Origin of the sequence: Paraburkholderia sediminicola (assembly GCF_046026855.1) — a bacterium.
GTDB lineage: Bacteria > Pseudomonadota > Gammaproteobacteria > Burkholderiales > Burkholderiaceae > Paraburkholderia > Paraburkholderia sediminicola_A.
Genome location: NZ_JAQQET010000048.1, coordinates 40,243 through 65,333 on the forward strand (window position 1 = coordinate 40,243; position 25,091 = coordinate 65,333).

Annotated in this window: 20 protein-coding genes and 6 pseudogenes; 10 read left to right on the plus strand and 16 right to left on the minus strand. The window is 59.0% G+C overall.

The window, feature by feature from the left end:
• Positions 1-422: 422 nt before the first annotated feature.
• From PQR40_RS35770 to map, 3 genes and pseudogenes are all read left to right on the plus strand, one after another.
• Positions 423-926: a tyrosine-type recombinase/integrase gene (locus PQR40_RS35770; RefSeq protein ID WP_408510986.1), complete on the plus strand. Its 504-nt coding sequence runs from the start codon at positions 423-425 to the stop codon at positions 924-926.
• An 88-nt stretch (positions 927-1,014) separates the two neighbouring features.
• Positions 1,015-1,257 (plus strand): annotated as a pseudogene (locus PQR40_RS35775) (transposase domain-containing protein); the annotation flags it as partial.
• A 77-nt stretch (positions 1,258-1,334) separates the two neighbouring features.
• Positions 1,335-1,823 (plus strand): annotated as a pseudogene (gene map, locus PQR40_RS35780) (type I methionyl aminopeptidase); the annotation flags it as partial.
• A gap of 627 nt (positions 1,824-2,450) precedes the next feature.
• Here the strand turns inward: map and PQR40_RS35785 are convergent.
• Together PQR40_RS35785 and PQR40_RS35790 are read right to left on the minus strand one after the other, a co-directional pair.
• A complete protein-coding gene (locus PQR40_RS35785; protein WP_408510987.1) occupies positions 2,451-2,990 on the minus strand; it encodes a Spy/CpxP family protein refolding chaperone in 540 nt (179 codons plus the stop codon).
• Between the two features lie 102 nt (positions 2,991-3,092).
• On the minus strand, positions 3,093-3,452 hold the full coding sequence (locus tag PQR40_RS35790; RefSeq protein WP_408510988.1) for a hypothetical protein: 360 nt from the start codon (positions 3,450-3,452) through the stop codon (positions 3,093-3,095).
• Positions 3,453-4,005: 553 nt separating this feature from the next.
• Here PQR40_RS35790 and PQR40_RS35795 point away from each other — a divergent pair.
• Both PQR40_RS35795 and PQR40_RS35800 read left to right on the plus strand, forming a co-directional pair.
• Positions 4,006-4,773: an AraC family transcriptional regulator gene (locus PQR40_RS35795; RefSeq protein ID WP_408510989.1), complete on the plus strand. Its 768-nt coding sequence runs from the start codon at positions 4,006-4,008 to the stop codon at positions 4,771-4,773.
• Between the two features lie 417 nt (positions 4,774-5,190).
• Positions 5,191-6,366, plus strand: a complete 1,176-nt coding sequence (locus PQR40_RS35800; protein ID WP_408510990.1) for a hybrid sensor histidine kinase/response regulator — start codon at positions 5,191-5,193, stop codon at positions 6,364-6,366.
• On the opposite strand, the gene PQR40_RS35805 is transcribed toward PQR40_RS35800, so the two are convergent.
• The 10 genes from PQR40_RS35805 to PQR40_RS35850 form a co-directional block, all read right to left on the minus strand.
• On the minus strand, positions 6,339-8,888 hold the full coding sequence (locus PQR40_RS35805; RefSeq protein WP_408511008.1) for an ATP-binding response regulator: 2,550 nt from the start codon (positions 8,886-8,888) through the stop codon (positions 6,339-6,341). The two genes, PQR40_RS35800 and PQR40_RS35805, sit on opposite strands and share 28 nt — an antisense overlap.
• Before the next feature lie 17 nt (positions 8,889-8,905).
• On the minus strand, positions 8,906-10,132 hold the full coding sequence (locus tag PQR40_RS35810) for a hypothetical protein (RefSeq protein WP_408510991.1): 1,227 nt from the start codon (positions 10,130-10,132) through the stop codon (positions 8,906-8,908).
• Between the two features lie 574 nt (positions 10,133-10,706).
• Positions 10,707-11,876: an IS91 family transposase gene (locus tag PQR40_RS35815; RefSeq protein ID WP_408510992.1), complete on the minus strand. Its 1,170-nt coding sequence runs from the start codon at positions 11,874-11,876 to the stop codon at positions 10,707-10,709.
• 225 nt (positions 11,877-12,101) lie between these two features.
• Positions 12,102-13,100, minus strand: a complete 999-nt coding sequence (locus tag PQR40_RS35820; RefSeq protein WP_408510993.1) for a site-specific integrase — start codon at positions 13,098-13,100, stop codon at positions 12,102-12,104.
• Complete coding sequence (locus tag PQR40_RS35825; RefSeq protein WP_408510994.1) at positions 13,097-14,035, minus strand: tyrosine-type recombinase/integrase; 939 nt, start codon at positions 14,033-14,035, stop codon at positions 13,097-13,099. The genes PQR40_RS35820 and PQR40_RS35825 overlap by 4 nt, the downstream gene beginning before the upstream one ends.
• 174 nt (positions 14,036-14,209) lie before the next feature.
• Positions 14,210-14,701 carry a hypothetical protein gene (locus PQR40_RS35830; protein WP_408510995.1) on the minus strand — a complete coding sequence of 164 codons (492 nt, stop codon included), beginning with the start codon at positions 14,699-14,701 and terminating at the stop codon, positions 14,210-14,212.
• Between the two features lie 13 nt (positions 14,702-14,714).
• Positions 14,715-16,238: an IS66 family transposase gene (gene tnpC, locus PQR40_RS35835; RefSeq protein ID WP_408510996.1), complete on the minus strand. Its 1,524-nt coding sequence runs from the start codon at positions 16,236-16,238 to the stop codon at positions 14,715-14,717.
• A 48-nt stretch (positions 16,239-16,286) separates the two neighbouring features.
• Positions 16,287-16,634, minus strand: coding sequence for an IS66 family insertion sequence element accessory protein TnpB (gene tnpB, locus PQR40_RS35840; protein ID WP_408510997.1), 348 nt, complete (start codon positions 16,632-16,634; stop codon positions 16,287-16,289).
• Positions 16,628-17,050, minus strand: coding sequence for an IS66 family insertion sequence element accessory protein TnpA (gene tnpA / locus PQR40_RS35845; RefSeq protein ID WP_408510998.1), 423 nt, complete (start codon positions 17,048-17,050; stop codon positions 16,628-16,630). The genes tnpB and tnpA overlap by 7 nt, the downstream gene beginning before the upstream one ends.
• A gap of 100 nt (positions 17,051-17,150) precedes the next feature.
• Positions 17,151-17,282: a hypothetical protein gene (locus PQR40_RS35850; protein WP_408510999.1), complete on the minus strand. Its 132-nt coding sequence runs from the start codon at positions 17,280-17,282 to the stop codon at positions 17,151-17,153.
• Between the two features lie 471 nt (positions 17,283-17,753).
• Here PQR40_RS35850 and PQR40_RS35855 point away from each other — a divergent pair, with 471 nt between their 5' ends.
• Positions 17,754-18,797, plus strand: coding sequence for a PDDEXK nuclease domain-containing protein (locus tag PQR40_RS35855; protein ID WP_408511000.1), 1,044 nt, complete (start codon positions 17,754-17,756; stop codon positions 18,795-18,797).
• Between the two features lie 404 nt (positions 18,798-19,201).
• Positions 19,202-19,477, plus strand: a complete 276-nt coding sequence (locus PQR40_RS35860; protein WP_408511001.1) for a transposase — start codon at positions 19,202-19,204, stop codon at positions 19,475-19,477.
• On the opposite strand, the pseudogene PQR40_RS35865 reads toward PQR40_RS35860, so the two are convergent.
• The 4 genes and pseudogenes from PQR40_RS35865 to PQR40_RS35880 all read right to left on the minus strand — a co-directional run bounded on the left by PQR40_RS35865 (position 19,391) and on the right by PQR40_RS35880 (position 22,775).
• Positions 19,391-20,111 (minus strand): annotated as a pseudogene (locus tag PQR40_RS35865) (IS6 family transposase). The gene PQR40_RS35860 and the pseudogene PQR40_RS35865 sit on opposite strands and share 87 nt — an antisense overlap.
• A 220-nt stretch (positions 20,112-20,331) precedes the next feature.
• A complete protein-coding gene (locus PQR40_RS35870; protein WP_408341007.1) occupies positions 20,332-21,684 on the minus strand; it encodes a hypothetical protein in 1,353 nt (450 codons plus the stop codon).
• 283 nt (positions 21,685-21,967) lie between these two features.
• A pseudogene (locus PQR40_RS35875) lies at positions 21,968-22,515 on the minus strand (IS6 family transposase); the annotation flags it as partial.
• Positions 22,515-22,775: a hypothetical protein gene (locus tag PQR40_RS35880; protein ID WP_408511002.1), complete on the minus strand. Its 261-nt coding sequence runs from the start codon at positions 22,773-22,775 to the stop codon at positions 22,515-22,517. The gene PQR40_RS35880 and the pseudogene PQR40_RS35875, both read right to left, overlap by 1 nt.
• A gap of 5 nt (positions 22,776-22,780) precedes the next feature.
• Here PQR40_RS35880 and PQR40_RS35885 point away from each other — a divergent pair, with 5 nt between their 5' ends.
• The 3 genes and pseudogenes from PQR40_RS35885 to PQR40_RS35895 form a co-directional block, all read left to right on the plus strand.
• Complete coding sequence (locus tag PQR40_RS35885) at positions 22,781-24,475, plus strand: SEL1-like repeat protein (RefSeq protein ID WP_408511003.1); 1,695 nt, start codon at positions 22,781-22,783, stop codon at positions 24,473-24,475.
• A 92-nt stretch (positions 24,476-24,567) separates the two neighbouring features.
• Positions 24,568-24,747: pseudogene (locus PQR40_RS35890) on the plus strand (ISKra4-like element ISBte2 family transposase); the annotation flags it as partial.
• A gap of 228 nt (positions 24,748-24,975) precedes the next feature.
• A pseudogene (locus tag PQR40_RS35895) lies at positions 24,976-25,091 on the plus strand (prevent-host-death protein); the annotation flags it as partial.

The window sequence follows — 25,091 nt, forward strand, 5'->3', positions numbered from 1 at the left end:
AACTGCCGGTGACCATTCTTCGCTCCTTTTGACGATTGACACGTTCCGGCTGCTGCTAGCGTTCGCCACGAAGCATATGGGGCGCGCGCCGTCAAAGCTGCGAATCGAGGACTTCGACGTGTCGTTGATCGAGGAATTCCTGCAGCACCTCGAACGCGGCAGAGGCAATTCGGTGCGAACACGCAACACGCGGCTTGCCGCCGTGCATGCCTTCTTCCGGTTCGTCGCGGTCAGCGAGCCTGCGTTGTTTCTGCAGTGTCAGCGCCTTCTTGCAATTCCATCTAAACGCTGCGAGCACGGCCCTGTTGAGTTTCTGACCGAGAGCGAGGCCGCCGCTCTGGTAGGGGCGCCTGACGTACGAACGTGGATCGGCCCGAACGCTGCTTCTTGTAGCGGTTCAAACGGGTCTGCGCAACAGCGAATTGACCAATCTCCGGCGCCAGGATGTGATGCTCGGGACAGGCGCCCACGTCCGTTGCCTAGGCAAAGGCAGAAAGATGAGATGCACTCCTCTGCGACCGGATGTCGTTGCAGTCCTGAAAGCATGGCTGCTGTATCAACCAGGCAAACCAGGTGATCCGGTCTTCCCCAGTTCGCGTGGTGGTCATCTCAGTGCCGATGCTCTTCAGCGACTCGTGTCGCGCAACGCCGAAATCGCGCGTCTCTCGTGCCCCTCGCTGAAGAAAAAATCGATAACGCCTCACACCCTTCGGCACACGGCCGCGATGAGCCTGATGCATCACGGCGTCGACCTAACCGTGATCGCGCTCTGGCTCGGTCACGAGTCCTCCGAGACTACGCAGATCTACTTGCACGCTGACATGCAACTCAAGGAACGCGCGCTCGCGCACGCCACGGCGAGCGGCGTCGCACCGACACGCTACAAACCTCCAGATCCGTTGCTCGCCTTCCTGGAGGCTCTCTGATAATGCCGGCAATCGGAGTGACCGGGAACAGAGATCCGCCCAACCGTTGTGTCCGTGCATTCATGACGCGGCATAATCGGGGAGCCGGCATAACGTCATCGAGCGCGACATTCGGCCATTCTGCACGGGCAGATCCTCGTGGCTGTTCAGTGACACCGTTGCCGGTGCGAAGGCCAGCGCAATGATCTACAGCTTGATGCTCACGTGCCGAGCGTGCAACGTCGAACCCTATGCATATCTCGTACGGGTACTCAGCGAATTGCCGCAACGAGCATTAGAAGCCGATGTTACCGACCTGCTGCCGTTTAACATCTCGAAGCCTACGGCTTGACCGCTTAACAACGCTTGATCCAACCACCGTATTGACGCGACCGTTGCCACGCGGCCATATTGGCCCCGGGTGTGCAAGATCGAGCGCTTACGAAGAATGGCTACATCGCTGATTCCAGTAAGACCTATCTTGTGGGAGAGGTGTCTCCACTGGCTAAACGGCTCGTGCAAGTGACCTACGAAGCGATGTGGAAAGGGATCAAGGCCGTTCGTCCCGGCGCCAAGCTTGGCGATGTAGGTCATGCCATTGAGCGGCACGCGCACAGAAATGGCTATTCGGTCGTAAGGGAATATTGCGGACATGGCATCGGGCGTGAAATGCACGAGGATCCTCAGGTGCTGCATTGGGGAAAACCGCAGACGGGTTTGTTGTTGCGGGAAGGCATGGTGTTCACCATCGAACCCATGATCAACCAGGGGCGACGTTCTGTTCGAACCGAAGAAGACGGCTGGACGGTGGTCACGCGCGATGGGCAACTGTCGGCGCAGTTTGAACACACCGTGGCCGTGACCCAAAACGGCGTACAGGTCTTAACGCTACGATCCGAGGAAAAGGTGCCCAACTGATAGCTTGACGGCCGTGGACCGCGCATTTGGGAGAAGAATCCATTCAATGGCAGATCGCTTATCGTCAACGGACATCCATTCGGCGATCGTGAAGGACCGACGCGATCGTCGGAAGATAAGGTAGCCTCCCCGCGCCCACGGCATAGGGGCGATCACTGGAACAACGCCCGTTTGCGGGACCTGCTTCAGCAACATTTTGGGGTGACATACTCCCGGGGCTATGTGTGGGAGATCGCCGTCCTCGCTGGGATAGCAGACCTCCTCACAAAGCGACGAAACTGGGGAGCGAAATACGGTCGCCTACGCCTGTAAGCGACACTGATGGATTGAATGCGAATCACGACGGAATGGACGAGCGCCTTTCATCTGCCTGGTTACCCAACGCCGAACGACTGCAGTGCCCCTTGACCTTTCAACCGTGCTTCGCGACGGTCGTCTCCTGGCCGGACTGCGAGGAATAATGTGAACAGCCGCTTAGCCGACATGACCGTATTCGTCATCAATCAGATCAGTGATTGTCGGCCACCATGGACCACGGTGCCGTTGGCTTATGCGGTATCTGCGCAATAACGCATTCGGGCGTCCGGTCTGCAACCGAACGCCTCTCCAGGCTACTGACCGGACGCGCTAGTTGGAAGCAGGCGACGGTGCGGAAGCAGCACCCGCTGCAGCGGGCTTGTGCTTATGGTGGCTACCGCTCTGTTTTCCATGCGGATGTTCATTCCGGAACAGCACATCTGCAGTTTTTTTCTGGTCGTCCGACAGCGTGGCGTACAAAGCGCTGAACGCGGTAGACAATTTCTGCATATTCTCGGCATGCATCTGGGTGAGCGCCGCATATGATTTCATCGAGTCATCCGCATTCATCGATGGCAGTTGTTTTGCCCGATCATGAAAAGCCTGATCGGCGCTTTTCGCGTTGTCGCGCATGGTTTGCGAATAGGCATCCCATTGCTGCGACTGTTGGTCCGTGATTTTCAGTTCGGCATGCAATTCGTCGATCCGCTGCTCCACGAGGTCCTGATGCTTTTGCGCATGAGTGGCAGCCCGCGCGTCTGGCGACTTTGTGGCGGCACTGCTCGCAGGCGTCTGTGCCCATGCCGAAGCGCTTGCGAAGACAAACGTCAATAACGCAGGCACAAGTACTTTACGAACGGAGTTTTTCATGTATGGATGCTCGGTCTGAATGATCGGGCTGGCGATGGCCGCCAGGCATGCACATCGTACGACGGCTAACGAACCGCCAGATTGGATCTGATTACTGGGCAATCAATAACCAGGAGGATAGTTGTTCGGATAGTAAGCGACCCCCGGCGGCGGTGGCGGTGGGGGTGAGGAATACACCACCGCTGGTGGCGGTTGCAAAGCACTTGTAATCGCTGCGCCCGCGACCGCGCCCAACAACGCTCCGACGATCAGGCCACCACCACCGCCGCCACCATCACCGTGGTAACCCCCGCGATAGCCGCCGCCGTGATAGCCACCGCCATGGGACGGCGGTCGTCCGTGGCCACCGCCTCCACGCGAGTAGTGTTGCGCCTGTGCCGGCAGCGCGGACATCGCCATCAGAATGGCCATGACCGCCACTGCGGCCCGTCGGCGTGACGGGGTTTGAGACATCTGAATCATGAATCGTGCCTCCTTCCATTCAGTTTTCACATGCGTAGGACCAGCATTTAACATTGCCAATGTCCAAACTAGTGTAACCCTTTGCACGCCCATCAGTTCCGCGCGTCGTGTATGACGTGCCGGTCGGACTTCTCTAAAGCGGCCGTTCGAAACATAGACCCGCCTTGCGACGCGCGACGACGTTACGGTCATTCTTGATAAACATAAAGGCAGGACCAACGATCTTGTCGGTCTCGCTCCGCCGATCCTGCTGTAACTCCTGGCGCGCCCGGGCGCTACATATCATCGCCGCCAGGATATATCCGGCAATCCGCGGATTCTCCTTGATTCGCCGGGTGCTGTAACCATACCAATCATGACCGTATGGCACATAGACGCGCACGTTAAATCCAGTGTCGCGCGCGTTTCGTCGAGAAAGCCGCTCGCGCGCGTGTCCTCGAGGTCGGACACCAGCCCGTGATTGCGTTGCCGGGTGGTCAGATCCACCAGGCGTTGCGCGATCCCGAGCGAGCGGTTGGCCACGTCGATCTGTTCGCCGTAAGCACACACGTGCATGTACGCGTCAGTTGTCGATGCGACGACGGCGACGCGGACCGCGTCCGTCACCGTGCTCGCCACGGATCAGCCCGCCGGCGCCGCGTTCCCGCCAGACGCGCACAGCAGCGGTCAATTGATCTACGCCATTTCGGGCGTGATGATCGTGCGTTCGGCCGCCGACAGTTGGATCGTGCCGACCGGGCGCGCGGTGTGGGTGCCGGGCGGCGTGCGCCATGAAATCGAAATCGCGAGCGACGTGCAGATGCGCACGGTCTACGTGGCGGCCGACGCTCGCGACACATTGCCGGATAGCTGCAGGGTGATCCTGGTGGGTGCGCTGCTGCGTGAGCTGATCGTGACCGCAGTCGGCATCCGGCCGGTCGCCGGGGAGGGTGGGCGAGAACGACGCGTGCTGGAGTTGATCCTCGATGAGATCCGCGTGGCCGAACCACTGCTATTGCATGTGCCGATGCCACGTCATCCGGCGCTCGTCGAACTGTGCGCTGAACTGATTGCGCAGCCGTCGCTCGACGCTACATTGCAAGGCTGGGCGCACCGGGCCAACATGAATGCGCGTACGTTCGCACGGGCATTTCAGCGCGAGACCGGTATGACGCATGGTTCGTGGTGCCGTCACACGCGGGTCCTGCTAAGCCTTCCGCAACTGGCAACCGGCGCATCGGTGCTCGACGTCGCACTTGAACACGGCTACGACAGCCCGAGCGCATTCACGGCGATGTTTCGCAAAGTGCTGGGGGTTGCGCCCAGCGAGTACTTCAAATGACGCTCATCCGGCACAACACGACGACATCTGAGACTGTCCGATTCGCGACGCAACGGGAACAGGAATGTGGTTGCAAAGAGAGGATGATCGCGTGACGGGTTGTAGCCGTTCGCACGCAGCCAGTTCACCAGCAAGATCGCAGCGACGGCCAGACTGCCAGCGATATTTGCCTATCCTGCCAGTTCGGTCCTGTCGTATGCCTTGCGTGCCATGCGCTATTCTAAAAATCGCTTACGATAGTCGTCTGTCGCCATGGCGGTAACCAATGAGCGACGGCTCGTGTGCCGCCCCGAGCTAGCCACTGGCCCTACCATTGCGGCGAGGATCCAGGTTTGTATTCCTTATCCGGCGTATCAGATCTGATTTTTTATCACCCGCGAAGTAGGCTATGTTCAAATTCCACTTGCTGGAAACGCGATGAGTGACACTATGCAGCCGCCTTTTTCCGTTCTCTTCGTCGATGACGACGAGATGTCGCGCAACCACTTCGCACGCGTAATCCGTAAGGAATACTGTGTGCATGTCGCTCAAGGTGTAGACGAGGCGATGGCTATGCTGAGTGAATACGGAGCGGAGATTGCCGTACTGGTTACCGATTTCCGCATGCCGGAGCGTGGTGGAGATGATCTGCTGCGTCAGGTGGCGCGGGAATATCCGCAAATCGTTCGGATACTTGTGACTGCCTATGCTGATAAGGACATGCTGTTGCAGACGGTCAATACCGGCGACGTATTCCGTATCCTCGAAAAGCCGCTTCGGGCGGAAATGGTGCGCGAGGTCCTGCATCTGGCAATCGCACGCTACACGGAGCGGGAAACGCGTCAACAGCGCCTGTTGGCGATGGATGAGACGCTTGCTTTCCTCGCCCATGAACTGAATACGCCATTGGCAACGATCTCGCTTTTTGCGAGCACCGTCGAAGCCGACGTTGCTGAGCAATACGATCCGGAGCGTCAAAGGGCGATCGGCCAGGCGGCAAAGTCAATGCTTAACAATGCGCAGTATTGCCTGACGCTGATCTCGTCTTTCTGGGCGGCGGTCCATAAAAACGGAGGTCAGCAGTCCGCATCGGACACTGGAATCCGCGAGGTCCGAGCGACGCGATTGATCGCTACCTTGCTCGATACCTATCCGTTTGCCGCGTCGCAGCGCGACTGGATGCAGGTCGACGTGCAAGCGGATTTTGTTGTGCACGCAATGCCCAATTGCGTGGCGCTCGTACTATCTTCGCTGTTGTCCAATGCATTGCGTGCGCTCGACGGCGCAACCTCGCCTTCGTTGCGTCTCGAAGTAGTGGGTGCCCCGGAACCTGAGATCCGTATTTGCGACAACGGTCGGGGGATTGCGCCGGAGGTAAAAGCGCGTCTGTTGCTGGACCCCGTCACGACTTACGCGGGGTCAGGCGGGCACGGTATGGGCATGATCTTTTGCAACCGCATCATGCAATCTCTTGGTGGGAGCCTCCGGATCGAATCCACGTTGGGTGCGGGTACCACCGTCACGATGGGTTTTCCCGGTTTCAGAAATCGAATGCATACCACTGACGCCGGGGAGCCGTCCGACGGCTATCCATCGCTCAGGGCGTCCCGATGATCGCGACGTGCTTTGGCCGAACCGAAATACACCTGCAGCGCGTCGGCTGAGCGCTCACCCAACGTGCAAATTCGCGCAAGCCAGTCGGCCTCCGAAGGCCATTCGCCTTCAACCACCCGCGGATAAATCTGCCTCGTAAACTGGTGCAGAGCCTTTGCCCCGATATTGCCGCTGACGCCAAGAAGGAGGTGTAATGCTCCGTGCGTCGATTCGAAGTCACGAGCCGTCACACCGGCAGTAAGTTGCGCCACAAGCAGGCGAATCTGCTCAATGCCGTTGAGGAATGACTGATCCAGCAAATCAAGCGCCACCAGCTCTTCGAGATGTTTCTCGTCAAGCAGATCGCCTTCCGTAACTGTCGCAGGCCTGCCGATTGGGTTAGCCGATGTTTGCGATTGATCGGCCTTCGCTGGAGCATGCAATACACGTTGCTGGGCAAACTGTCTTGCAAGGGAGGCATAAAGAGAACCGACCTGCACGGGTTTAATCATGACCTCGTTCATGCCTGCAGCCAGACATGCCTGCACTGCTTCCATATCTGATTGGCTGGTCAAGGCAATGATCGGTACTTTGGCATACGAGTCGGCACGGGCGCGAATCAATGCGGTGGTTTCCACGCCGCCCATTCCTGGCATATTCAGGTCCATCACAATGGCATCGATGGCGTTGCCCTCCTGCAGCCTGGCCAGCACAGCCAGCCCATGTTCGGCCTCGACGACGCTCGCGCCACATCGCTCCAGATAACCTTTTGCAACCAGCCCGCTGTAGGTGTCATCGTCGGCCACCAGGATCGTTTTGCCCGCGAACCCGTCGAAACTCTGGCTCAAATGATGCTGATTGCCGTTTTCGAAGAGCGTCTGTAGAGCGCTGACCAATTCCACCACGCTGCAGGATTTGCTGACGAGTCCGTCCATGCCGGCTCGCCGTGCGAGGACGCGCGCTACATTGCTGGGCTCCACCGTATAGGCGACGATCAGAACATTCCTGTTAGGCGCTTGATGGTCGGTGCGGATTTTCTCAGTGGTCGTGTAGCCGTCCAGAAGCGGCATGTTGATGTCCATCAGGACGAGGTCCCACGGCGTTGCCTGTCGAAGCATACCCAGCGCCGTCTCGCCGTCCGCGGTCTCGCTCACGTCCGCGCCCACCTTCGATAGCGCGCGACGAGTTCTCGCCCGCTGACCGGCATCGTCGTCTACGACGAGAATACGTTTACCTCTGAAAAACGGCGTGGCGTGGTCCAGGATTTTCTGCTCATGGTCCGCGACTTCGCGCTCCGGGACGACTGGAAACTGCAGCGTGAACTGCGTAAATTTTCCGACTTCCGACCGGCAGCCGATGGTGCCGCCGAAGGCGCGCATCGCGCGCTGGCAGTAAGCGAGCCCCAACCCGGTACCCGCCGAATTTCCCGCAGTGCGGAAAGGCTCGAACAGATGCGGGAGAATGTCAGGTGCAATACCGGGGCCTGTGTCATGAACGATCACCGTTTGCCGGTCGACCGTGAGTGTGAGCGTCGCTAGAGAATGCGCGGCAATGTGATGGAGCGCATTCTTGATCAAATTGAACAGTGTGAACAGATAGACGGTTTCGTCGACCTTGACGGTGAAATCCTCCAGTACCACGAGTCTGACTTTGCCGCGCTCCTTCTGATCGCCGAAGCCGTATTCGTCCAGTGCTTTACGTGTGGTACCCGCCGCACTCAGATAGGTCAGGTAGTCGGAGCGGATTGGCTTTGCGCTCACTTCGTCCAGTGTCATCGCGATAATACGCAGGCCTCGCTCAATCGACAGTTGTCCGTGGGCGAGATGACGATAGAGCAACGCCGCCCCGTCCTGCGACAGCGCTGGCGACGGGTTGGATTCGGTCGTCGCAGGCAGCGCCTCTTCCACGCGATCCAGAACGTGCCTCAGCTGGCTGAGGGGATTACGCATTTCGTGGGCGATCGAACCCGCGAGCGCCTGTAATGCCCGGTTCCTTTCGACAAAGATGCGTCCTTTGCTGATCGCATAGCTGAAGGCCATGCTGCACAGGACGACGACGGGCAGCACGGCGAGATCCGACTCGTTGGCCGCGCTTAGAACGATCGGAGCCGGTGAGGTGACCACCGCAGCCAGCGTGCCGGAAAAAATACCTGTGCCTATGCAGGCCATCAGCAAAAGCGGGTTGTCGATGCACAGCGCCATGATGAAAAGCATCATGACTTCGGTCATCATCCACATGGTGGAGAATGAATTTCTGATCGCGAGGAAAGTACAAACAAATGGCAATACGTAGATCAGGCAGCAATGCCAATAGATCAGCAGGTAGTTGTTAAATCGCCTGGGCCAACGCGCCTGAAAGATCAAGGGAATGCAGATGACCGCCGCACTCAACCGGAGGAAGAGGTTGTCGTACGGCTGCGGCAGGACATAGGTCCAGACGATGTAGTAAATGGGGTGGCACAGGAGGCCCAGTATGCCTCCCCATCGAATTGCAAACCGGCTTCGTTCCAGCAAATCCCGCATGTTCTCGCGCGACATCACCATCTGGCCTCCAATGACGTTCACGACCCTATCAGTTCATGTTTGCCACGACGCTGGGCATTCAGCGCGATCGTCGAACCGTCTTTGCCGTGAAAGGGTCCCACCGAAAACCCGTACTTCTTCAGAAGTCCGTGGGTATATGAAACGGACCACACAGGAGGGCTGCCGATGATGAAATCGGAAGCGATGCCTTCCTGCCAGGCTGCGTAGCCTTCGGCGAAACAGGTATAGCAATCGCGGGTGGTCGGCAGTCTGAACGGAAACACGGTGTTGAGTCCGGCAGGGCCACGAGCGAAGCACTCAATATATAGCGTGTGGGCCCGCGACGCGAGTTCAGCCTCGATGCTCGCTGCCCGGGGATGAGAATCGTCGATCCAGAACTGCGCCCGTTTGAGGTCAGAAGACGTGAGGTAGGGAACGCTGGTACTGCTGGCGAGGATTGCACCATCGAACTGCGGCAGCGGAGTGTCCGGACTGAATGTGTGCACCGAAACCCGGGTTCGTCTCAGCGGATCGGTTGCCAGCAGTTCCTTGGCTTGCTCCGTGAGCAGGTTCACCTTGTCCGGTAAATCGATCAGAACAAGCTCCTTCGGCGCATCTTTGTGAAGCAGGTATTTAGCCACCGTGGCGCCGAGCCGCCCAGCCGCACCGAATAGAGCGAGCGTCGTCCTGCTGAATTCGAGGTCAACTTCATTGCAGCAGTGGATGGCCCAGTCTTTCAGCATCGCCGCGGTAGCGGCATGACCCGTGGTGATATGAGGCGGCTTTGTAGGACGCGGGAGTGCGCCATAGTTGCAGGCATATGGCGTGGAGGCGCCCATCGCCACCATGCTCAATCCAGCCCGCCTTGCCAGTTCCAGCGCCGGAAAGAATTGCGTCTCCCGAAATCGCTTGATACCCCGTGGGCTCCCCAGCCACAACTCAAGGGGAACTGGACACGCAATATTGGCCCCTATGACCTGAGATTCCGAATAGATGGGCGATGCGATAAAAGGCTTTGCTTTCCAAAGCTCTTCTTCAAATGATGCATTTCTGCGTTTCACATTATGAAATGAAAATGAAAGCGTATCCCAGTCCGTAGCGTGAAACAGAAACCCAATGCCGCCTTGGCCCGCCGACAGGTTGTCCCGTATCTCTTCGGGTTGAATGGTGTGTTTGAGCGTCAAGGGCGCCCTATTGGGGGGCAGACTGGAGTTGGCCTGCTCATCGAAATTGATCGAGATTTCCTGTTGAGGAGACGTTCTCATTTGGATTCCCTTAGATTGAACTCACGCTGGAAAGTCAGCGCAGCGTCGTCAGTCAGGATTGACTGACGACCATTCAACTCTAGAGAAATCCGGTGCAGTGCGTCCGTCTGTTCGGTCGCATCGCGCAGGTTGCACGACTAGCCAGAACAGTGACTGGAGGCTGTCACGAGGCCAGCGCCGGTCGCACGCAAGGCAACAAGCGTGGGCGTACGGCCACTGTCGTTAAGGGTTATTCGATGCCTGCCATCGGCCACAGGAATGTGACGGTGTCTCTGCGCGTGTTGGCAGGCGTCGAATAAGCCTCGATGGAGGAAACCGCGGAGTGCCCCGATGCGGTTGGAGCTTGGCGGCTATGGCGATTGATTGGTCAGGATGCTCAGCGGTGCCGGATGCGGCGCGGCCACGCGGGATGCTTGATACGCGCTGACGCAGTGATGAAGCGGTGCATCGGCGCGATTGTGTTGGCGAAGCGGACGTGCGAGGGAGTGCGCGAAGCGACACGCGCAAACGTCCGCTCGTGGGCCGCGTTGCCGCAGAGCCGACGTTCGACAGGCAGATCGAGCAACTGTTGTGCTCATGTCTGACTCCGGCACATCGGCGGTGCGCGGATGGGGGCGCTGCGCGCGAGGATGTCGATGACGATCATCGGTGCTCCGCAGTGCCGGCAGATGAAGACGGGCCGCGTTTGGAGGACGGTGTCATCCGGTGGCGGGCTGACCTCGGGTGCGACGTGCAGCAGGTCCCGCACCTTCGCGAGACTGGCGCGGCGCATCGGGTTGGCGAGCAGTCCGTAGTGACGGATGCGATGGAAGCCACCGGGCAGCACATGGAGCAGGAAGCGGCGCATGAATTCGCCGGTTTCGAGGGTCATGGTCTTGTAGCGGGTGCGTCCCTTTGCACGATAGTCCTTCCAGCGGAACGTCACGCCGCGCTCATCGAAGGCGACGAGGCGCTGGTTGGAGATGGCGACGCGGTGCGTGTAGCGTGAGAGGTACTCGAGCACCGCTTCCGGTCCGGCGAACGGGCGCTTGGCGTAGACCACCCATTCGCAGGTACGTAGCGGCGCAAGCCACCGGGCAAAGGTGGCGGGATCAGCGAGCCCGGTGTACTCGCCGAAGAACTGCAGGTCGCCACGGTGGTGAGCCGACTGGAGTGCCTCGAGGAAGCGGCGCCGGAACAGGCGCGAGAGTACGCGCACGGGCAGGAAGAAGCCGGGCCGGCAGGTGATCCAGCGCTCACCGTCAGGCGACAGCCCGCCACCGGGTACGATGCCGTGCACATGCGGGTGATGCGTGAGCGCCGAGCCCCAGGTATGCAGTACGAGCGTGGCGCCAATCTGGGCGCCGAGATGCCTGGGATCCCCGGCGATCGTGCGCAGCGTGTCAGCGGCGATGTCGAGCAGCAGGCCGTAGATGATCCGTTTGTTGTACCAGGCGATCGCACTGATGGGTGCGGGAAGCGTGAAGACGACGTGGACGTACTCGATGGGTAGCAGATCGGCCTGGCGTGCGTTCAGCCAGCGGTGTGCGGCGCTGGCCTGGCACTTCGGGCAATGCCGGTCCCGGCACGAGTTGAAGGACACCTCTGTCCTTGCGCAGCCTGAACAGCGCAACACATGTCCGCCCAGTGCCGCCGTGCGGCACCGTTCGATGGCTGACATGACCTTCAGCTGCCCCAGGCTCAGGCGTGTCGTGGCTCGCCACGCCGGCCCGTGGCTGCGGAAGATGTCCGCAACCTCCAGCATGAGATGCTGCAGGGTATAGGCTTATCCAGGAGGCAGGCGGTCCAGTGGACTGGTGACTTCATGCAGCAGGTCGGTGGCCACCTGCACATAAAGTGCGGTGTTCTCCAGCCTATTGACTGCAGTCAATAGGCTGGACTATGTCCTGCTCAGAACTATGTCCCGTGGCGGACGAGGCTGCCAGGATGACATCAGCCGATAGCGCGCGACGCGGGACATAGTCATGGCCTACAGGCCCTTTAAGAATGCCAACAATCGGTCATCTGGTCGATACCGTCCCGGCATCCCCTGAGGGGGCGTGGTCCTGTCCAGAACGGCCTGCTTCAACGTGAGGTTGGCGTCCAGGTAGACCTGCGTGGTTTCAATCGATTCATGACCGAGCCAGAGGGCGATTACTGAAGGGTCTACACCTTGTTGCAACAAATCCATCGCTGTCGTATGTCGCAACACATGCGGGCTCACGCGCTTGTTCTTTAGTGAAGAGCATTCGTTCGTGGCCGCCAGGACATACTTGTGAAGCAGGTAATGGACGCCGTGTGCGCTCAACCGGCCGCCGCGCGCATTGGGGAATAGTGGCTGATCCTCGGCCCGCGGAGGCTCTCGAACCCACGCGACCAATACGGCGCGGGTACTCTTGCTCAATGGGGTGCAACGCTCATTGCGCCCCTTGCCAAACACGCGTACGTGCGCGCCGGCGCCAATGTGCAGGTCCTCGTGCCGAAGGCCGGTCAGCTCAGACAGGCGTAACCCCGTCTGCACCGCCAAGAACATCAGCGCATGATCACGGCGCCCTGACCAAGTCTGTTGGTCCGGCGCGGCCAGCAACGCATTGACCTCCTCTCGGCTCAGGAATGGGACCAACGCACGGCTAAAGCGCTTGGCCGGGATGGCCAGCACGCGCTGGATGTGAGCTGAGTGTGACGGCATCTCGAAGGCCGCATATCGGAACAACGAGTGCACTGCCGTTAAGCGCAAGTTACGCGTTCGAGACGTGACGCCACGAACCTGCTCCTGTTCATCGAGGAAGTCCGCGATGAGCGGCGCATCAATGTCTTCCAGTGCCAGAGTGGACGGCGCTTTGTGCAGGCGTCGCTGTACAAATTCCAGCAGTAACCGGAATGTGTCGCGGTACGACGCGATCGTGTGCACACTGACCTGGCGCTGGTGCATCAAGCGCTGAATGAAGAACTTCTCCAGCAAGGTGGCGAAGCTAGGCTCTCTAGTCATGATGATTCTCCCCAACGGCGCTCCAAGCGGTCCATCGCTTCTGCCATCAACTCGGGCGAACCGCTCAAATACCAGTAGGTGCCGGCCACATAGATGTGTCCAAGATAGGTCGACAGCACCGGCAACAAGCGCCAGGCGTCCTCTCCAGACTGATACCAACGTATCAGTACTTCAACAGCGAAGCGATGCCGGAAGTCATGTAACCGTGGCCCCTTGCTTGCGCCTTCAGCCCGCAGTCCTGTTTGCCGTGACAGCGCGTAGAAAGTCCGATGAACACGACCCATGTCGAGCCGGGTGCCGCGACTCGTGACGAACACATAGGGCGAGATCCGGCGACCGAGAAACTGTTTGCGACGGCTAAGGTAGTCAGCGAGGACCGTGCAGGTGGTCGGATGAATTGGGACTAAGCGCGATCGGCCGAGCTTGGCACCGCGAATCGTCAGGACGGCGTTCTCGAGGTCCACGTCGCCAAGCTCAAGGTTCAGCGCCTCGCTGATACGCAGCCCGGTCACGCTGAGCAAGCCGATGAGGCAATGGAATACCCAGGGCCGCAGCGGCGTCGACGGCCACGCCATTGGCAGTTCCAATGCCGCATCGAGCAAGCGCCGTACTTCCGCTTCCGTGTATAAATGGGGTCTAGCTCGCGTAGACCGATGAGGCAACATGCCGATCGGTGGAATTTCCGTACGGATGTCGGTGGCACTGCGATGGCGAGCAAAGCCGCGCACGAAGCAAAGGCGCCTCGCCCATTCCGCGGGTTGAACCGAGGCATCCTGTGCCCACCCCAAGGCTAGGCCAATACTAATATGCTCAGCATGCTGCGTCTCCATGAATCTGACGAACCGGGGCAACAGCAAGCCGGCATCGTGCATCTTGAAGCCTAGGCTGCGTCGCAGGTCGAGATATTCTTGGAGCGCCTCTCGAATCGAGTTCATCGCGCACCTCCTGGCCAGGCCATAGCCAACTTCCGGAGCGCGCTGACATCCACCTTCGCATAAACGCTCGTGGATTGCGGGCTACGATGACGAAGCACTTGGCCAATCTCGGGGAACGACGCACCGAGCTGCAACGTATCCGTCAGCGGAACCCGTCGGCGTAGTTCCCCGTGGCTAGATGTCGACGATTTTTCGCAGTAAGGCGTAGGAAACACGCCAGTGACCATCGGTGTCATTGACGGCAATCGAGGCGGTCTTCGCATTCAGCCGAACGATGATGCCGACGCGCTCGCTCAGGTGCTTGTCGGTGAAGCCGACTGTGTCGCCGATGAAGAACTCCTCGCGCTGTGTTCTCGGCGGCGGTGTTGGTTCGACGTGCGGCTGAGCATTCGAAGTTTCCGGGATGATCGCCGCATAGAGCACGCCCCAACGGCGTCGAGTTGCGCTGTCCTGAATCACCGCCTGTGTCTGCCGAAGTTCAACGATTGTGCCTTGTGCCGGCGGCCCGAGCGGGTTTTCGCCAATGTAGTTGACGGCCATCCCCAGATGCAGGCGTTGACGTATTTCGAGAATACGTCTCGGGTCATCAAGCATCTTGCCGATAGCAAGATAGAGGCGATACAACTCGGCGCTAGGCGCCTGCCGAAGGGAATCGAGAATGTCCATGTGCAGAGGTGTTTTAGCGGGCGAGCGGCAACAATTCGTGCACGCGATTGACGGGATACGACGGCAGTTGTTCGAGCGTTCGCTCAAGCCACGCGTAGGGTTCGATACCGTTCAGACGAGCCGTACCGATGAGTGAGTACATCGTTGCCGCTGCACGGGCGCCGCGAGGAGATGCCGCAAACATCCAGTTCGACCTTCCGAGGGCAATCGGCCTGATCTGCCGCTCAAGCGCATTGTTGTCTGGCAACAGGACACCGTTCTCCGTATATCGAATGAGCGCCTCCCAGTGTCGCAGCGTATAACCGAAGGCCTTGGCCAGCGGCGCTTGTGGGAGCAAACCGATGACGTTTGCATCTAACCACCGACGAAACTGCGCAAGCACGGGCAATGTCTCTGCCTGCCGGAGCGCAAGCTTGATGTCTGGCGTTTGGTCTTTGACTCGCGATTCGATCGCATACAGTCGGGCGATCCACTGCAGCGCGTGAGCCGCGAGCCCTGGGTCCTTCTGAACCTTGGCAATCTCGAAGAACCGTCGGCGGCAATGAGCCCAACATCCGACCTCGACGATATCGCCTCGCTCATAAAGCGCAGCATGGCCGCTATACGCGTCGGCTTGCAGATAGCCTTGGTATTTATTCAGGTACAGCAGCGGATGTGCGCCCGCTCGCGACTCAGCGAACTCGAACACGACCGCCGGCGGGTGGTCGACCCTGACACCATTCTCCTCACGCTGGCCCGCGCCAAGGTAGCCCCATAATCGCGCTGTACGCGTTGACGGATGGCCTCGCTCGAGCAAAGGCAGTGTTGTGTCGTCCACGTGCATTCGCGGCGCCTTCAACTGGTGGGCGCGCAACCCGGGCAGCAATACCGATAGTAGCTCGGCCGATGCCAGCTTCCATTCGCACAGGGTGGCTCGAGGCAAGTACACGCCACGGCGCGCGTAGCGCATTTCCTGGCGATTCAACGGCAGATGATCGACATAGGTGTTGACCAGCACATTGGCGAGCAGGCTCGCGCTGGCATTGCTCTTCGGTAGCGGCGACGGCTGCGCGCTTGCAGTCACGATGGTCGACTCGCCATCCTTCTTCGCCACGTATTTGAAGCGGATGTGTTCAATGACGGTGAGCCTGGACGGCTCGTAATGCAGTGTCTCGCTGTGTTCTTCGCCGATCCGTTCGAGCGTATCGAAAGCCATCTTCTGCTCATCGCTGAGATCGTATTCGATGCGTGTGCGTGGCAGGTCCTTCGGCAAAGCAGGACGCCCTTTGCGAGTGTGGCCGTCCACAGTTACTGCGTTGGCCACGGGCGGCACCGGGATTTCCGCGGCGGCATCAAACAGTTCGGCCTGGCCGGCCAGGCGCTCAGAACTCACGCCGAAGCGCGCCCGGTTCAACTGCGCAATCTGATGCTGGAGGATTTCCAACTGTTCCCACAACACCCGTGCAAGCCGGTTCTGTTCAAGCGCGAATGCTTGCAGCGCATCGGGCTCGACGGGAAGATCCGCGACAGTGACGGCGATGGGTGGCATGTGCATCATGATGCCCAACTCGAGCCACGTTTACAAGCTCGGGCTGGAGGGAGCACGTCATGCCACGCGCGTCACTGCCACGGTGTGGTGCGGCTCTCGCGCCGGAATCTCGATGCCTTCGAGCCATGCGTTGAGTTCGGCGAGCGTGAAGCCGCGCTGGGCGAGTAACGAGGGTGACGGGAAGCGGCCTCGTTCAAGCCGCTTATACCAAAGCGCGAAGCCGGTTCGGTCCCAATAAAGAATCTTCACTTTGGAGCGGTCGCGCGCAACGAAGACGAACAGGTTACCCGATGCAGGCTTCTGGGCAAGCAACGGCTCGACGAGATAAGACAGGCCATCGATCGCCTTGCGCATGTCGATCGGGTCGCGACAGATGTAGGCGCGAACGTCCGAGGCAATCAGCACCGGCCACCTCCGAGTTGTCCAAGCACGAAGCGCACAATGCGCTCGGCGTGAATGCCGCTCAGTTCGATGCGAACGCCGGCGAGCGAGAGCGTCACCCGGTCACGCGAGGGCGATGCGTCAGCCGCTGGCGTTGCTACGGACGGGCCCCGGGGCCCGAGTTCAACATCCGAATTGGCAACGATGAATGCCGCGTCTGCAGTAACCGCGAGCGGCTGCTTGATCTCTTTGACCGGACTTGAGAGCTTCTTGCGCCACAGGCTGAATGTACTTACCGCAAGGCCCTGTTCTCGGCAAAACCGCCGAGCGCCAATCCCACTCGCTTTCCACGCCGTAACCATTTCGCACCAGAACGCTTCCCCTTGCCGTGGGCGACGTGTGCCCATTGCCGTTGCGGCCTTAATGTTCTCGTCTTCCATCGCATTGCCCTCGTTCTCACGAAAGCAACACCTTCACATTCGGAATGCCGCGATTCAAGACGGGATGCGCTGACGCTTACGTCGGGACCGCTCCGACGCTCTACATATGGCCAGCGTGCTCTGGCAGAAAACGGAACCGATAGGAATCCGGCTCGATGCGCTCGAACATGCGATGCGGATGCTGCTGGGGGAACATTCCGAAGCGAATTTGGCGAGCGTTGGCGGTGTCCATCGCTCCCCTACACATTGAACCCGTGACACAACTATTTCTGAAAACCGCGATCGGAGATCGAAATGTGTTTGTCCAGATTTGATTCGCATCGTCGAACGCTTGTCCAGCAACGCTGGACCGTTATGCGAACGCCGTGCCAACGCGAATTGATAAATTCATTGCCACAACGGCAACGCGTTTATGCGGTCTGCGTCCGTTGAGTTGCGCGCCGCTGGAGACCGTTGCGCGATGTTGCGGATCTTCGTCTGGCTGATTTGGGCCGCCATGTGGACTACCTCTGCCGACTGCCGAGTCTAGGTTTGCGGTCTAAAAGCCAATTCGATCCGGTCTGACATAACATAATTTGGCCCTTTTATCGTCTCGCCCTTAAACATTCATGCCCATTGGATCTGTAAACCCTCAATGCCGAGATTGCCCGCGCTTGTCGATGCCCGGATAATGAGCGTTGATTAACTGAAAGTATAGACTTGCATGACGGATAACCTGCCCAACGATTCATGGGGTGAAGACTACAGGCACTGGCTCGCTGAACTCAAACAGAGGGTCGAGCGAGCCCGACTTCGCGCAGTGACCAGCGCGAACCGCGAACTCGTGACGCTGTACTGGCAGATTGGCCGGGAAATCCTGGATCGTCAGCAGCGTCAGGGGTGGGGCGCCGGAGTAGTTGACCAGCTTGCCCGGGACCTGAAAGCCGCGTTCCCCGACATGCGCGGTTTTTCCCCACGCAACCTGAAATATATGCGCTCGCTGGCGCAAGCCTGGCCAGACGCGGAATTTGTGCAGCAGCCTGCTGCACAATTGCCCTGGTTCCATCTCTGTACCTTGCTGGACAAGGTCAAGGACCCAGAGCAACGAAGCTGGTATGCCGGCAAGACGCTTGAGCACGGCTGGTCGCGGCAAGTGCTGACGATGCAGATTGAGACAGCGGCCTACACGCGATCGGGCAGCGCCGTGACGAATTTCAGGGAAACCTTACCCCCGCCACAGTCCGATCTCGCTCGGGATGCGTTGAAGGACCCATACATCTTCGACTTTCTCAGCCTCACTGAGGATGCACAGGAGCGCGATATCGAGCAGGCGCTCACCCAGCATATCACCCGGTTCCTTCTTGAGTTGGGAGCGGGATTCGCGTTTGTCGGACGGCAATACCGGCTGGACGTCGGAGGGGATGAATTTTTTATTGATCTCCTTTTCTACCATCTGAAGTTGCGCTGCTACGTGGTCGTCGAACTGAAAACGACGCCGTTCCGTCCAGAATATGCCGGCCAGCTTAACTTCTACCTCTCTGCGATTGACGCGCAGGTGAAGGCGCCGGAGGATCAACCCACGATCGGCTTGCTCCTGTGCAAGGAAAAGAACCGGCTCGTCGCGGAATATGCGCTGCGAGGCGTGACGAAGCCAATGGGCGTGGCCGAATATCAGTTGCTTCGACAGGTGCCCGAATCATTGGAAACAGAGCTGCCGTCGATCGATCAGATTGAAGCGGAGCTTCGGCCAGATCTGCCCGACCACTAAGACAGGCGTACGCGCAGATGCGCACGAATACACAAATATCTGCACCTCATAAGATTAAATCGACTGAAGTCGCAATCACGCAATTGCATCTGGGCTGATTGAGCGGGTGCTGTTGCTGCTATTCGAAGGGGATCGGCCAGAGAGCGACCTTCGTCCGACACGCCACATGGACCATCAGGCGGCAGTTCCACTCAGCAAGTGGTCATCGATCGGCAAACCCGGGCGCCGCATCATGTTGACTTTTTGCCCCCACGTGTCGGCGCGCGTCCCGAGCTTGCAGACATGGGCAGGCGTCGAACAACCCTCGAGACCACTTGCCAAGCGTAAGCGAGTCCAGAGTGCCGTCTGTCCATAACGATTCGGCTTCGGCATTCTGATTCCCATCAGATCTAGTGGGAATCAGAATGATGGAAGTGAGCGCACCGGGCCGGCGACGCGGCTCGAGAAACTACACACAAGAATTCCGGGAGATGGTGGTTGCGCAAGCTAACGACCCCGCGCGTTCGATCGCCGACGTTGCGCAGGAACACGGCCTGAACGGGCTTTGTCAACTTGTCGAGGCTGAGGAGAAAAGACGGCGGGAAAGAGCGTCCTCAGAAGACGTGGGACGGATTTTGGGCGACTTCGGTGATGTCGCACCACGCAACGAATCGCGCCGCGAGTTGTTTGCGATAGAGTGACGCGCACAGCAGATGCCGCTTGAGCGCAAAATGTTGCCGGATCGGCCCAAAGCACGAGAGAAATTTCTGTGTGCGTTTTGGGTCGCGAAAGCCTCGTATGCGACGCTCGCGTTCTCGCGTCGGTTGATGACTGTTCTCTGCGCGGTTGTTCAGTCGGGCCGCAGCTTTGACGAACACGTGCTTCACGTTCGCAAGTTCGGGGATCTCGGCTTTTGCCGCCGGATAGCTGCGCAACTGATCGGTGACGATCTTGCTGGGCAACGAATCTCGAACGTAGCACACGGGCAGCGGCTTTGTCGCGCCGCTTTTGAAGCAGGATGTCGAGTTCGGCGCCATGCTCGTCCACCGCACGCCACTGCAGGTACGGTTCGCCACGCAGTGTGACGAACATCTCGTCGAGGTGCCATGTACTACCGGGCTTGCGACGCACCGCTTTCAATCGATGCGCAGAGCCCTTACCAAACTTGTCGCACCAGCATCGGACTGTCTCGTACGTCACAATCACGCCGCGCTCGAAGAGCAGTTCCTCGATGTCGCGCAGGCTCAACTGGAAGCGGAAATACCATCGAACAGCACAGCTGATGACACTAGCCGGGAAACGGTGACCGTAATAAAGCGATTTCGATTTCTTCATCGCGCCATCTTACGTGACCGACCCAACAACCTGACAATGCCCGCGCGAGTTGCCCGCAGCTTCCAGAGCTCGACTACAGCCGGCGCAAGCAATCAAGGCTGCGATGAGAAGAGGCAGACTTCTCTTTTCTACGACCGGGGTAAGTGGCGTCTGCTGAAAGGGCGTGCCGTTCCGCGGGCAGCCCCACCGCCTCGGAATTCCGCTGTACTGTCGATTCAGGTCAGAGCGACACGATCTGTCGCAATAGTTCCAGCGCTTTCATCTCATCCAGCCGCCCAGTCCGTGCTTTCCCTGCGAGCGTCTTGATCAGGGCTTCTGCTATTGGTTCAATGCCTATCAGATCGTCCAGGCTCGTCACGGTAGCAGAACGGCACGGCTCCGCAATGACCTCTGTGACGGAGGGCGGCACAGTCTGCTGGTGAGAGGCGGACGGTGTGACATCGTTGTCAACAGTTTGCCGGATCGCCAGATCGGAGGCAGGCGCGAGTACTGGATCGAGTTGCTCCACGACTGCCTTCGTCACGGCGGCATCGCTGGTGTGATCCACCTCGGACGGTTGGGCGTGTCGACCGTTCACGGTTTTCGCCTTCTTACCCATGGACTTTCTTGCCACCGCCGCTTCCGGACTTATGGCAGCTGATCGCTCCTGTTGAACGGATAGAGGTCGACCTGACTGCGGATCAAGCAGAGCCGACACCGACTCGGGAATGTCCGTGACTGAACGCGGAATGTCCAGCCAGGCAGTTGGCAGCCCAAGACGTTCAGTGAATCGGCTGGCTTCGGCATTGTCCATGCGCTTCTGCCCATACAGACGATTGTCCAGGTTGGAGGCGCTGATACTCATTACCGCGCTGAGTCGCACCTTCGATCCCTTACGTGAGGTGAGTACGTGCAGGTTGGCGCGACGAATGTTTTGCAGGGCTGCGACGTCGTTCAACGGCAAGGATTGCTGGGCCCCCGACTTCATGGACGCTTTAGCTTTCGCTGAGGCCGGTTTCGACGAAGTAACCGTGGCAGTCCTTGTCGCTGTGGGCTTGCTCTTCGCGACGGCCTGTGGCGAGCCACCATCGGTTCTCTTTGACATTTCTAGTTCCCTGGGCAAACGGTCTGTGGGGGCAGGGCGGCGGTTCGCTTGCATTGCAGGAGAAGGTTCCGATGCCTGCTCGTCCGCCGATTCCGGTTCAGCGTTAGCGCGAATAAAGTCAAGCGGCGCCTTCAAACGACTGATGGTCTCGGATGTGAGGGCGGGGTTAGGTTGATCGAAAAACCCATCGGGTAGCCCAAGCGTTGTTTCAATGTGGAAGGCCGTCTCGGGTGTGAATCTCTCGCCGTTTATTAATTCGGCCACGCGCGTCAGGTTGGAATCGAGTCCCAGTGCAATATTCTCTGCGCCCACCGCATCGACCAGCCATTTAAACGAACGCGTTTTGAAAATGGACGCCGTCTGCGCTGGATCCCGGACAGGTGGCGTTTTGACGTATGGCTTGTTCTGTCGATGAGAAGTCGATGGCTGGCGCGATTGGCGCGGGCCCTTGTCTCGAGATCCCGCATATCGCCCATGTGGCTGACTCATAGAGTGGGGCTCTCCGCCGGTGAAATCACTATCAATGAGGGGATTATAAGCGAGAGGGTACTCACGGCGGGCTTGTCGTCAGCCAACGAGTCGTTCTGGTGACCCAAACGCCGACGGTGTTGCTCCAGCCGGTTGTTGTGCCAATGGCGAAAGCGAGCGAGAAGCTGCCAGCTTGCGCGTCAACTCAACAGGTTCTGTCGCAGTACGGCTCGCGGAGGAAAGTTGCTCGGCATGCGAAGTACTATTTATGTTGTCAGTTTGTAGAATTGATCAGGGACGGACGCATGGGTCGCGTGCGTCGCTTGGTCGCGCGATGGTCCTGCTCGACAAGATTGTTTGGATATTTGGACTGGCGGATCTGGATGGGCGATTCACGATCATCACTGATGACTTCGGGCGCGGCGGGATTGGCGCCGCTTTTGTCGATGGTCACCGTCTCGGGTGCGCCATTAAGGGCGATCGATTTCTCAAAGTAACGCCGAGTAGTCTTGTCCGGATGGGCACGTAGCAGAAAGTCAATCGTGTTGCCGTCCTTGTCGACGGCCCGGTAAAGATACCGCCATTCGTCCTTGACGCGAAGTACGTCTTGTCCATTCGCCAGCTCTGGCTCTTGTGGCGGCGCAACGCCTTCTCCAGCACCGGCAATGGCTTGAGCGTCCAGCGATGCACGGTCGAATGATCAGCGCAAATGCCTCACTCAGCGACCCTCTCTTCGATGTGATGCAGGCGCAGCGGATAGGCTACGTACCAGCGGTACGCACATCAGGATCACGTCGAGCGATAATGCAGGCGCTTGAGCACTCGGGCCATCGCCGGATTCAACTTCGTTATCAACCGATCAGCCATTCATGTTGTTCTCCACATCGTAGCGGATCGCCTTTTTGCGACAGAACCTCAATCAACACCGGTAGCAAAACTATCTGTCCGCAAAGCTTTGTCGCATTTATCTCCTCAATATCCTGGCACTCGCTCAAGGAATCGTGAGTGTTGTTAAAATCAGCAGTAAAGTAAAACACGCCAATGTGGACCTGTGCATCTGGCTGTTCGATAAAAGCGCCATCAGAACTACGAGAAAAATAGACGCGAGGCATCCCCGATGAACATATTTATGCTGTGCCCACGACGGATGAGCGGATTCATTGCTGTTGGGCTTGCGCTGCTTGCCAGCAACTCGTTGGCCGCATCCCAGATAATGGCGCCCGCGCTGGCGCCATCTGTCGAGATAGGAGAGTTTGCTCGCGACGACGCAAGCGAGGCAAAAAATATCCGTCAACTTGACGCCAGCGACGCTCGCGTGCGCGCCATTCGACTGTCGGCCGAACAAGGTCAGCCGGAAGCCGAGGACATCCTGGGCCGGCTGTATAGCGTCGGCCAGGGCGTGGTGCGCGACGATGGCATCGCTGCCCAGTGGTATCGGAAGGCCGCAGATCAGGGCTACGCGGCTGCACAGAATCGGCTCGGCTACGCGTACCTGAAGGGACTAGGCGTGCCACAGAACGACGCGCTGGCGGTGCAATGGATGACGAAGTCCGCAGAGGGCGGCTATGCGCCTGCACAGGACAATGTCGGGGTGTTTTATGAATACGGGTTGTACGGTCTGCCTCGCGACGTCGACCGGGCGCTCGAATGGTACCGGACCGCCGCGGCGCAGGACTATGCTCCGGCTCAGTTCAAGGTGGGTGTGTGTTTCCAACGCGGCATCGGCGTGCCGCCGGATTTGAAGGTGGCGGCGCACTGGTTTGCGTTGTCGGCGCAAGGTGGCGATCTGAAGGCGAAAGTGAATCTCGGATACCTCTACATGACAGGCTTGGGCGTCGCTCATGACGACAGGCGAGCGGCTGAGCTGTTCACAGAGGCGGCGCTCAGCGGAAACGTTGGCGCTCAGAAAAATCTCGCGATCATGTATGCCCGTGGCCAGGGTGTACCGCATGACGAGGCGCTCGCTACAGGCTGGCTGAAGTCGGCGGCGAACCAGGGCGATGCGTTTTCGCAGTGGCAGTTGGGCAGCCGTTACGCGAAGGGCATTGGCATCGAGACCGATCTGACCGCAGCGATAGGGTGGTTTCGTAAGGCCGCTGACCAGGGCGATGCCAATGGAATGGTGTGGCTCGGCTCCAGTTACGCGAGTGGGCAAGGCGTCACGCGAAACGACGCCGAAGCGTTCCACTGGTTCGCCAAGGCGGCCGCGCAGGGCGACGCCCAGGCCGAAGTTTATCTTGCGGCGTTTTATAAAGAAGGTCGTGGCGTCGCAAAGGATGACTCGCAGGCTGCTTCGTGGCTGCGCAAGTCCGCCGAGCAGGGCAACGCTGACGCACAAACCAACCTTGGTATTGCGTATCTGGCTGGCCGTGGCGTCGAGCGTGATTTTGCCGCTGGCGTTATGTGGCTGCGACGTTCTGCCGAACAAGGCAACGTGGCCGCCATGCTGGATTTAGGTGTTTACTACTGGAACAAGTCCGCTGTCGCACAAGACGCTGTCGATGCGTTCGAATGGTTCGCGAAAGCGGCCAGTCTGGGCGACGCGCGTGGCGAGCTCTACGTAGCGAAATGTTATGCGTTCGGCCGAGGGGTCGCGATGGATTACGGCCAGGCGACCGCATGGTTTCGCAAGTCCGCCGAACATGGTAACGCCGATGCGATGTTCAACATGGGGCAGGCATACCAGGACGGGTTAGGTGTTGAGCGTGACCCCGCGCAAGCACGTGAATGGCATCAAAGGGCAACCGCAGAGGGATATGTGTCGGCACCGTCGCCGCAAAGCGGCGGCGCAGCTGGTGTAGATGCCCGCTAAATATCAGAAAGGAGGTTGAGTGGGGAGCGTTAAAAACCTTGGGTTTTGGTGTGCCGCCTAAAATTTGAGCACCACGTCTGCCGAAGATCGAAATGAAGGTCACGATTCGCGTTGAGATCACCACAGACTGGAGCGGAACCGAGACCTTTGAAATCAGTGAGACTGAGCGCCAGTATTGCAAGCTGGATCAGTCGAAAATCGGCCCGTCTCTGGCTGAAGGCGAAAACGTGCTGCACAAGCTGCAGCAGATATTCGTGGCAGCGCAGGCTGAGGCCCGATCAGCGCGCTCATCGCCCGTGGCCCGCGACGCGGGGGAAGCAGGATAGGGCGGCGCATTCATGGCGACCCAGGAAAATGGCGTCGAACTGCAGCATATTCTACGGGCGGCCAAATCGAGCCTCCGATGACAGATCACGAGCGGCTCAGGCTGATTCAGGACTTTGCATAAAACTGATAGCCTATATTCAGGTCTGAATGACGCGACCAACGGAGGATCAGACATGCGCCTGGCGGACCACGTAAAGCCAATCAGCTATCTGAAAAGCGACGCAGCGCAGATCGTCACGGATTTGACGGCTTCTGGCGAGCCACTGCTCATCACGCAGAATGGAGAAGT

Excerpts from the sequence above, each read along its gene's own strand:
- PQR40_RS35785 (WP_408510987.1), bottom strand. The coding sequence starts at position 2,990 with ATGAAAAACTCCGTTCGTAAAGTACTTGTGCCTGCGTTATTGACGTTT.
- PQR40_RS35790 (WP_408510988.1), bottom strand. The coding sequence starts at position 3,452 with ATGATTCAGATGTCTCAAACCCCGTCACGCCGACGGGCCGCAGTGGCG.
- PQR40_RS35795 (WP_408510989.1), top strand. The coding sequence starts at position 4,006 with ATGTACGCGTCAGTTGTCGATGCGACGACGGCGACGCGGACCGCGTCC.
- PQR40_RS35800 (WP_408510990.1), top strand. The coding sequence starts at position 5,191 with ATGAGTGACACTATGCAGCCGCCTTTTTCCGTTCTCTTCGTCGATGAC.
- PQR40_RS35805 (WP_408511008.1), bottom strand. The coding sequence starts at position 8,888 with ATGGTGATGTCGCGCGAGAACATGCGGGATTTGCTGGAACGAAGCCGG.
- PQR40_RS35810 (WP_408510991.1), bottom strand. The coding sequence starts at position 10,132 with ATGAGAACGTCTCCTCAACAGGAAATCTCGATCAATTTCGATGAGCAG.
- PQR40_RS35815 (WP_408510992.1), bottom strand. The coding sequence starts at position 11,876 with ATGCTGGAGGTTGCGGACATCTTCCGCAGCCACGGGCCGGCGTGGCGA.
- PQR40_RS35820 (WP_408510993.1), bottom strand. The coding sequence starts at position 13,100 with ATGACTAGAGAGCCTAGCTTCGCCACCTTGCTGGAGAAGTTCTTCATT.
- PQR40_RS35825 (WP_408510994.1), bottom strand. The coding sequence starts at position 14,035 with ATGAACTCGATTCGAGAGGCGCTCCAAGAATATCTCGACCTGCGACGC.
- PQR40_RS35830 (WP_408510995.1), bottom strand. The coding sequence starts at position 14,701 with ATGGACATTCTCGATTCCCTTCGGCAGGCGCCTAGCGCCGAGTTGTAT.
- tnpC (WP_408510996.1), bottom strand. The coding sequence starts at position 16,238 with ATGATGCACATGCCACCCATCGCCGTCACTGTCGCGGATCTTCCCGTC.
- tnpA (WP_408510998.1), bottom strand. The coding sequence starts at position 17,050 with ATGGAAGACGAGAACATTAAGGCCGCAACGGCAATGGGCACACGTCGC.
- PQR40_RS35850 (WP_408510999.1), bottom strand. The coding sequence starts at position 17,282 with ATGGACACCGCCAACGCTCGCCAAATTCGCTTCGGAATGTTCCCCCAG.
- PQR40_RS35855 (WP_408511000.1), top strand. The coding sequence starts at position 17,754 with ATGACGGATAACCTGCCCAACGATTCATGGGGTGAAGACTACAGGCAC.
- PQR40_RS35860 (WP_408511001.1), top strand. The coding sequence starts at position 19,202 with ATGATGGAAGTGAGCGCACCGGGCCGGCGACGCGGCTCGAGAAACTAC.
- PQR40_RS35870 (WP_408341007.1), bottom strand. The coding sequence starts at position 21,684 with ATGAGTCAGCCACATGGGCGATATGCGGGATCTCGAGACAAGGGCCCG.
- PQR40_RS35880 (WP_408511002.1), bottom strand. The coding sequence starts at position 22,775 with ATGCCTCGCGTCTATTTTTCTCGTAGTTCTGATGGCGCTTTTATCGAA.
- PQR40_RS35885 (WP_408511003.1), top strand. The coding sequence starts at position 22,781 with ATGAACATATTTATGCTGTGCCCACGACGGATGAGCGGATTCATTGCT.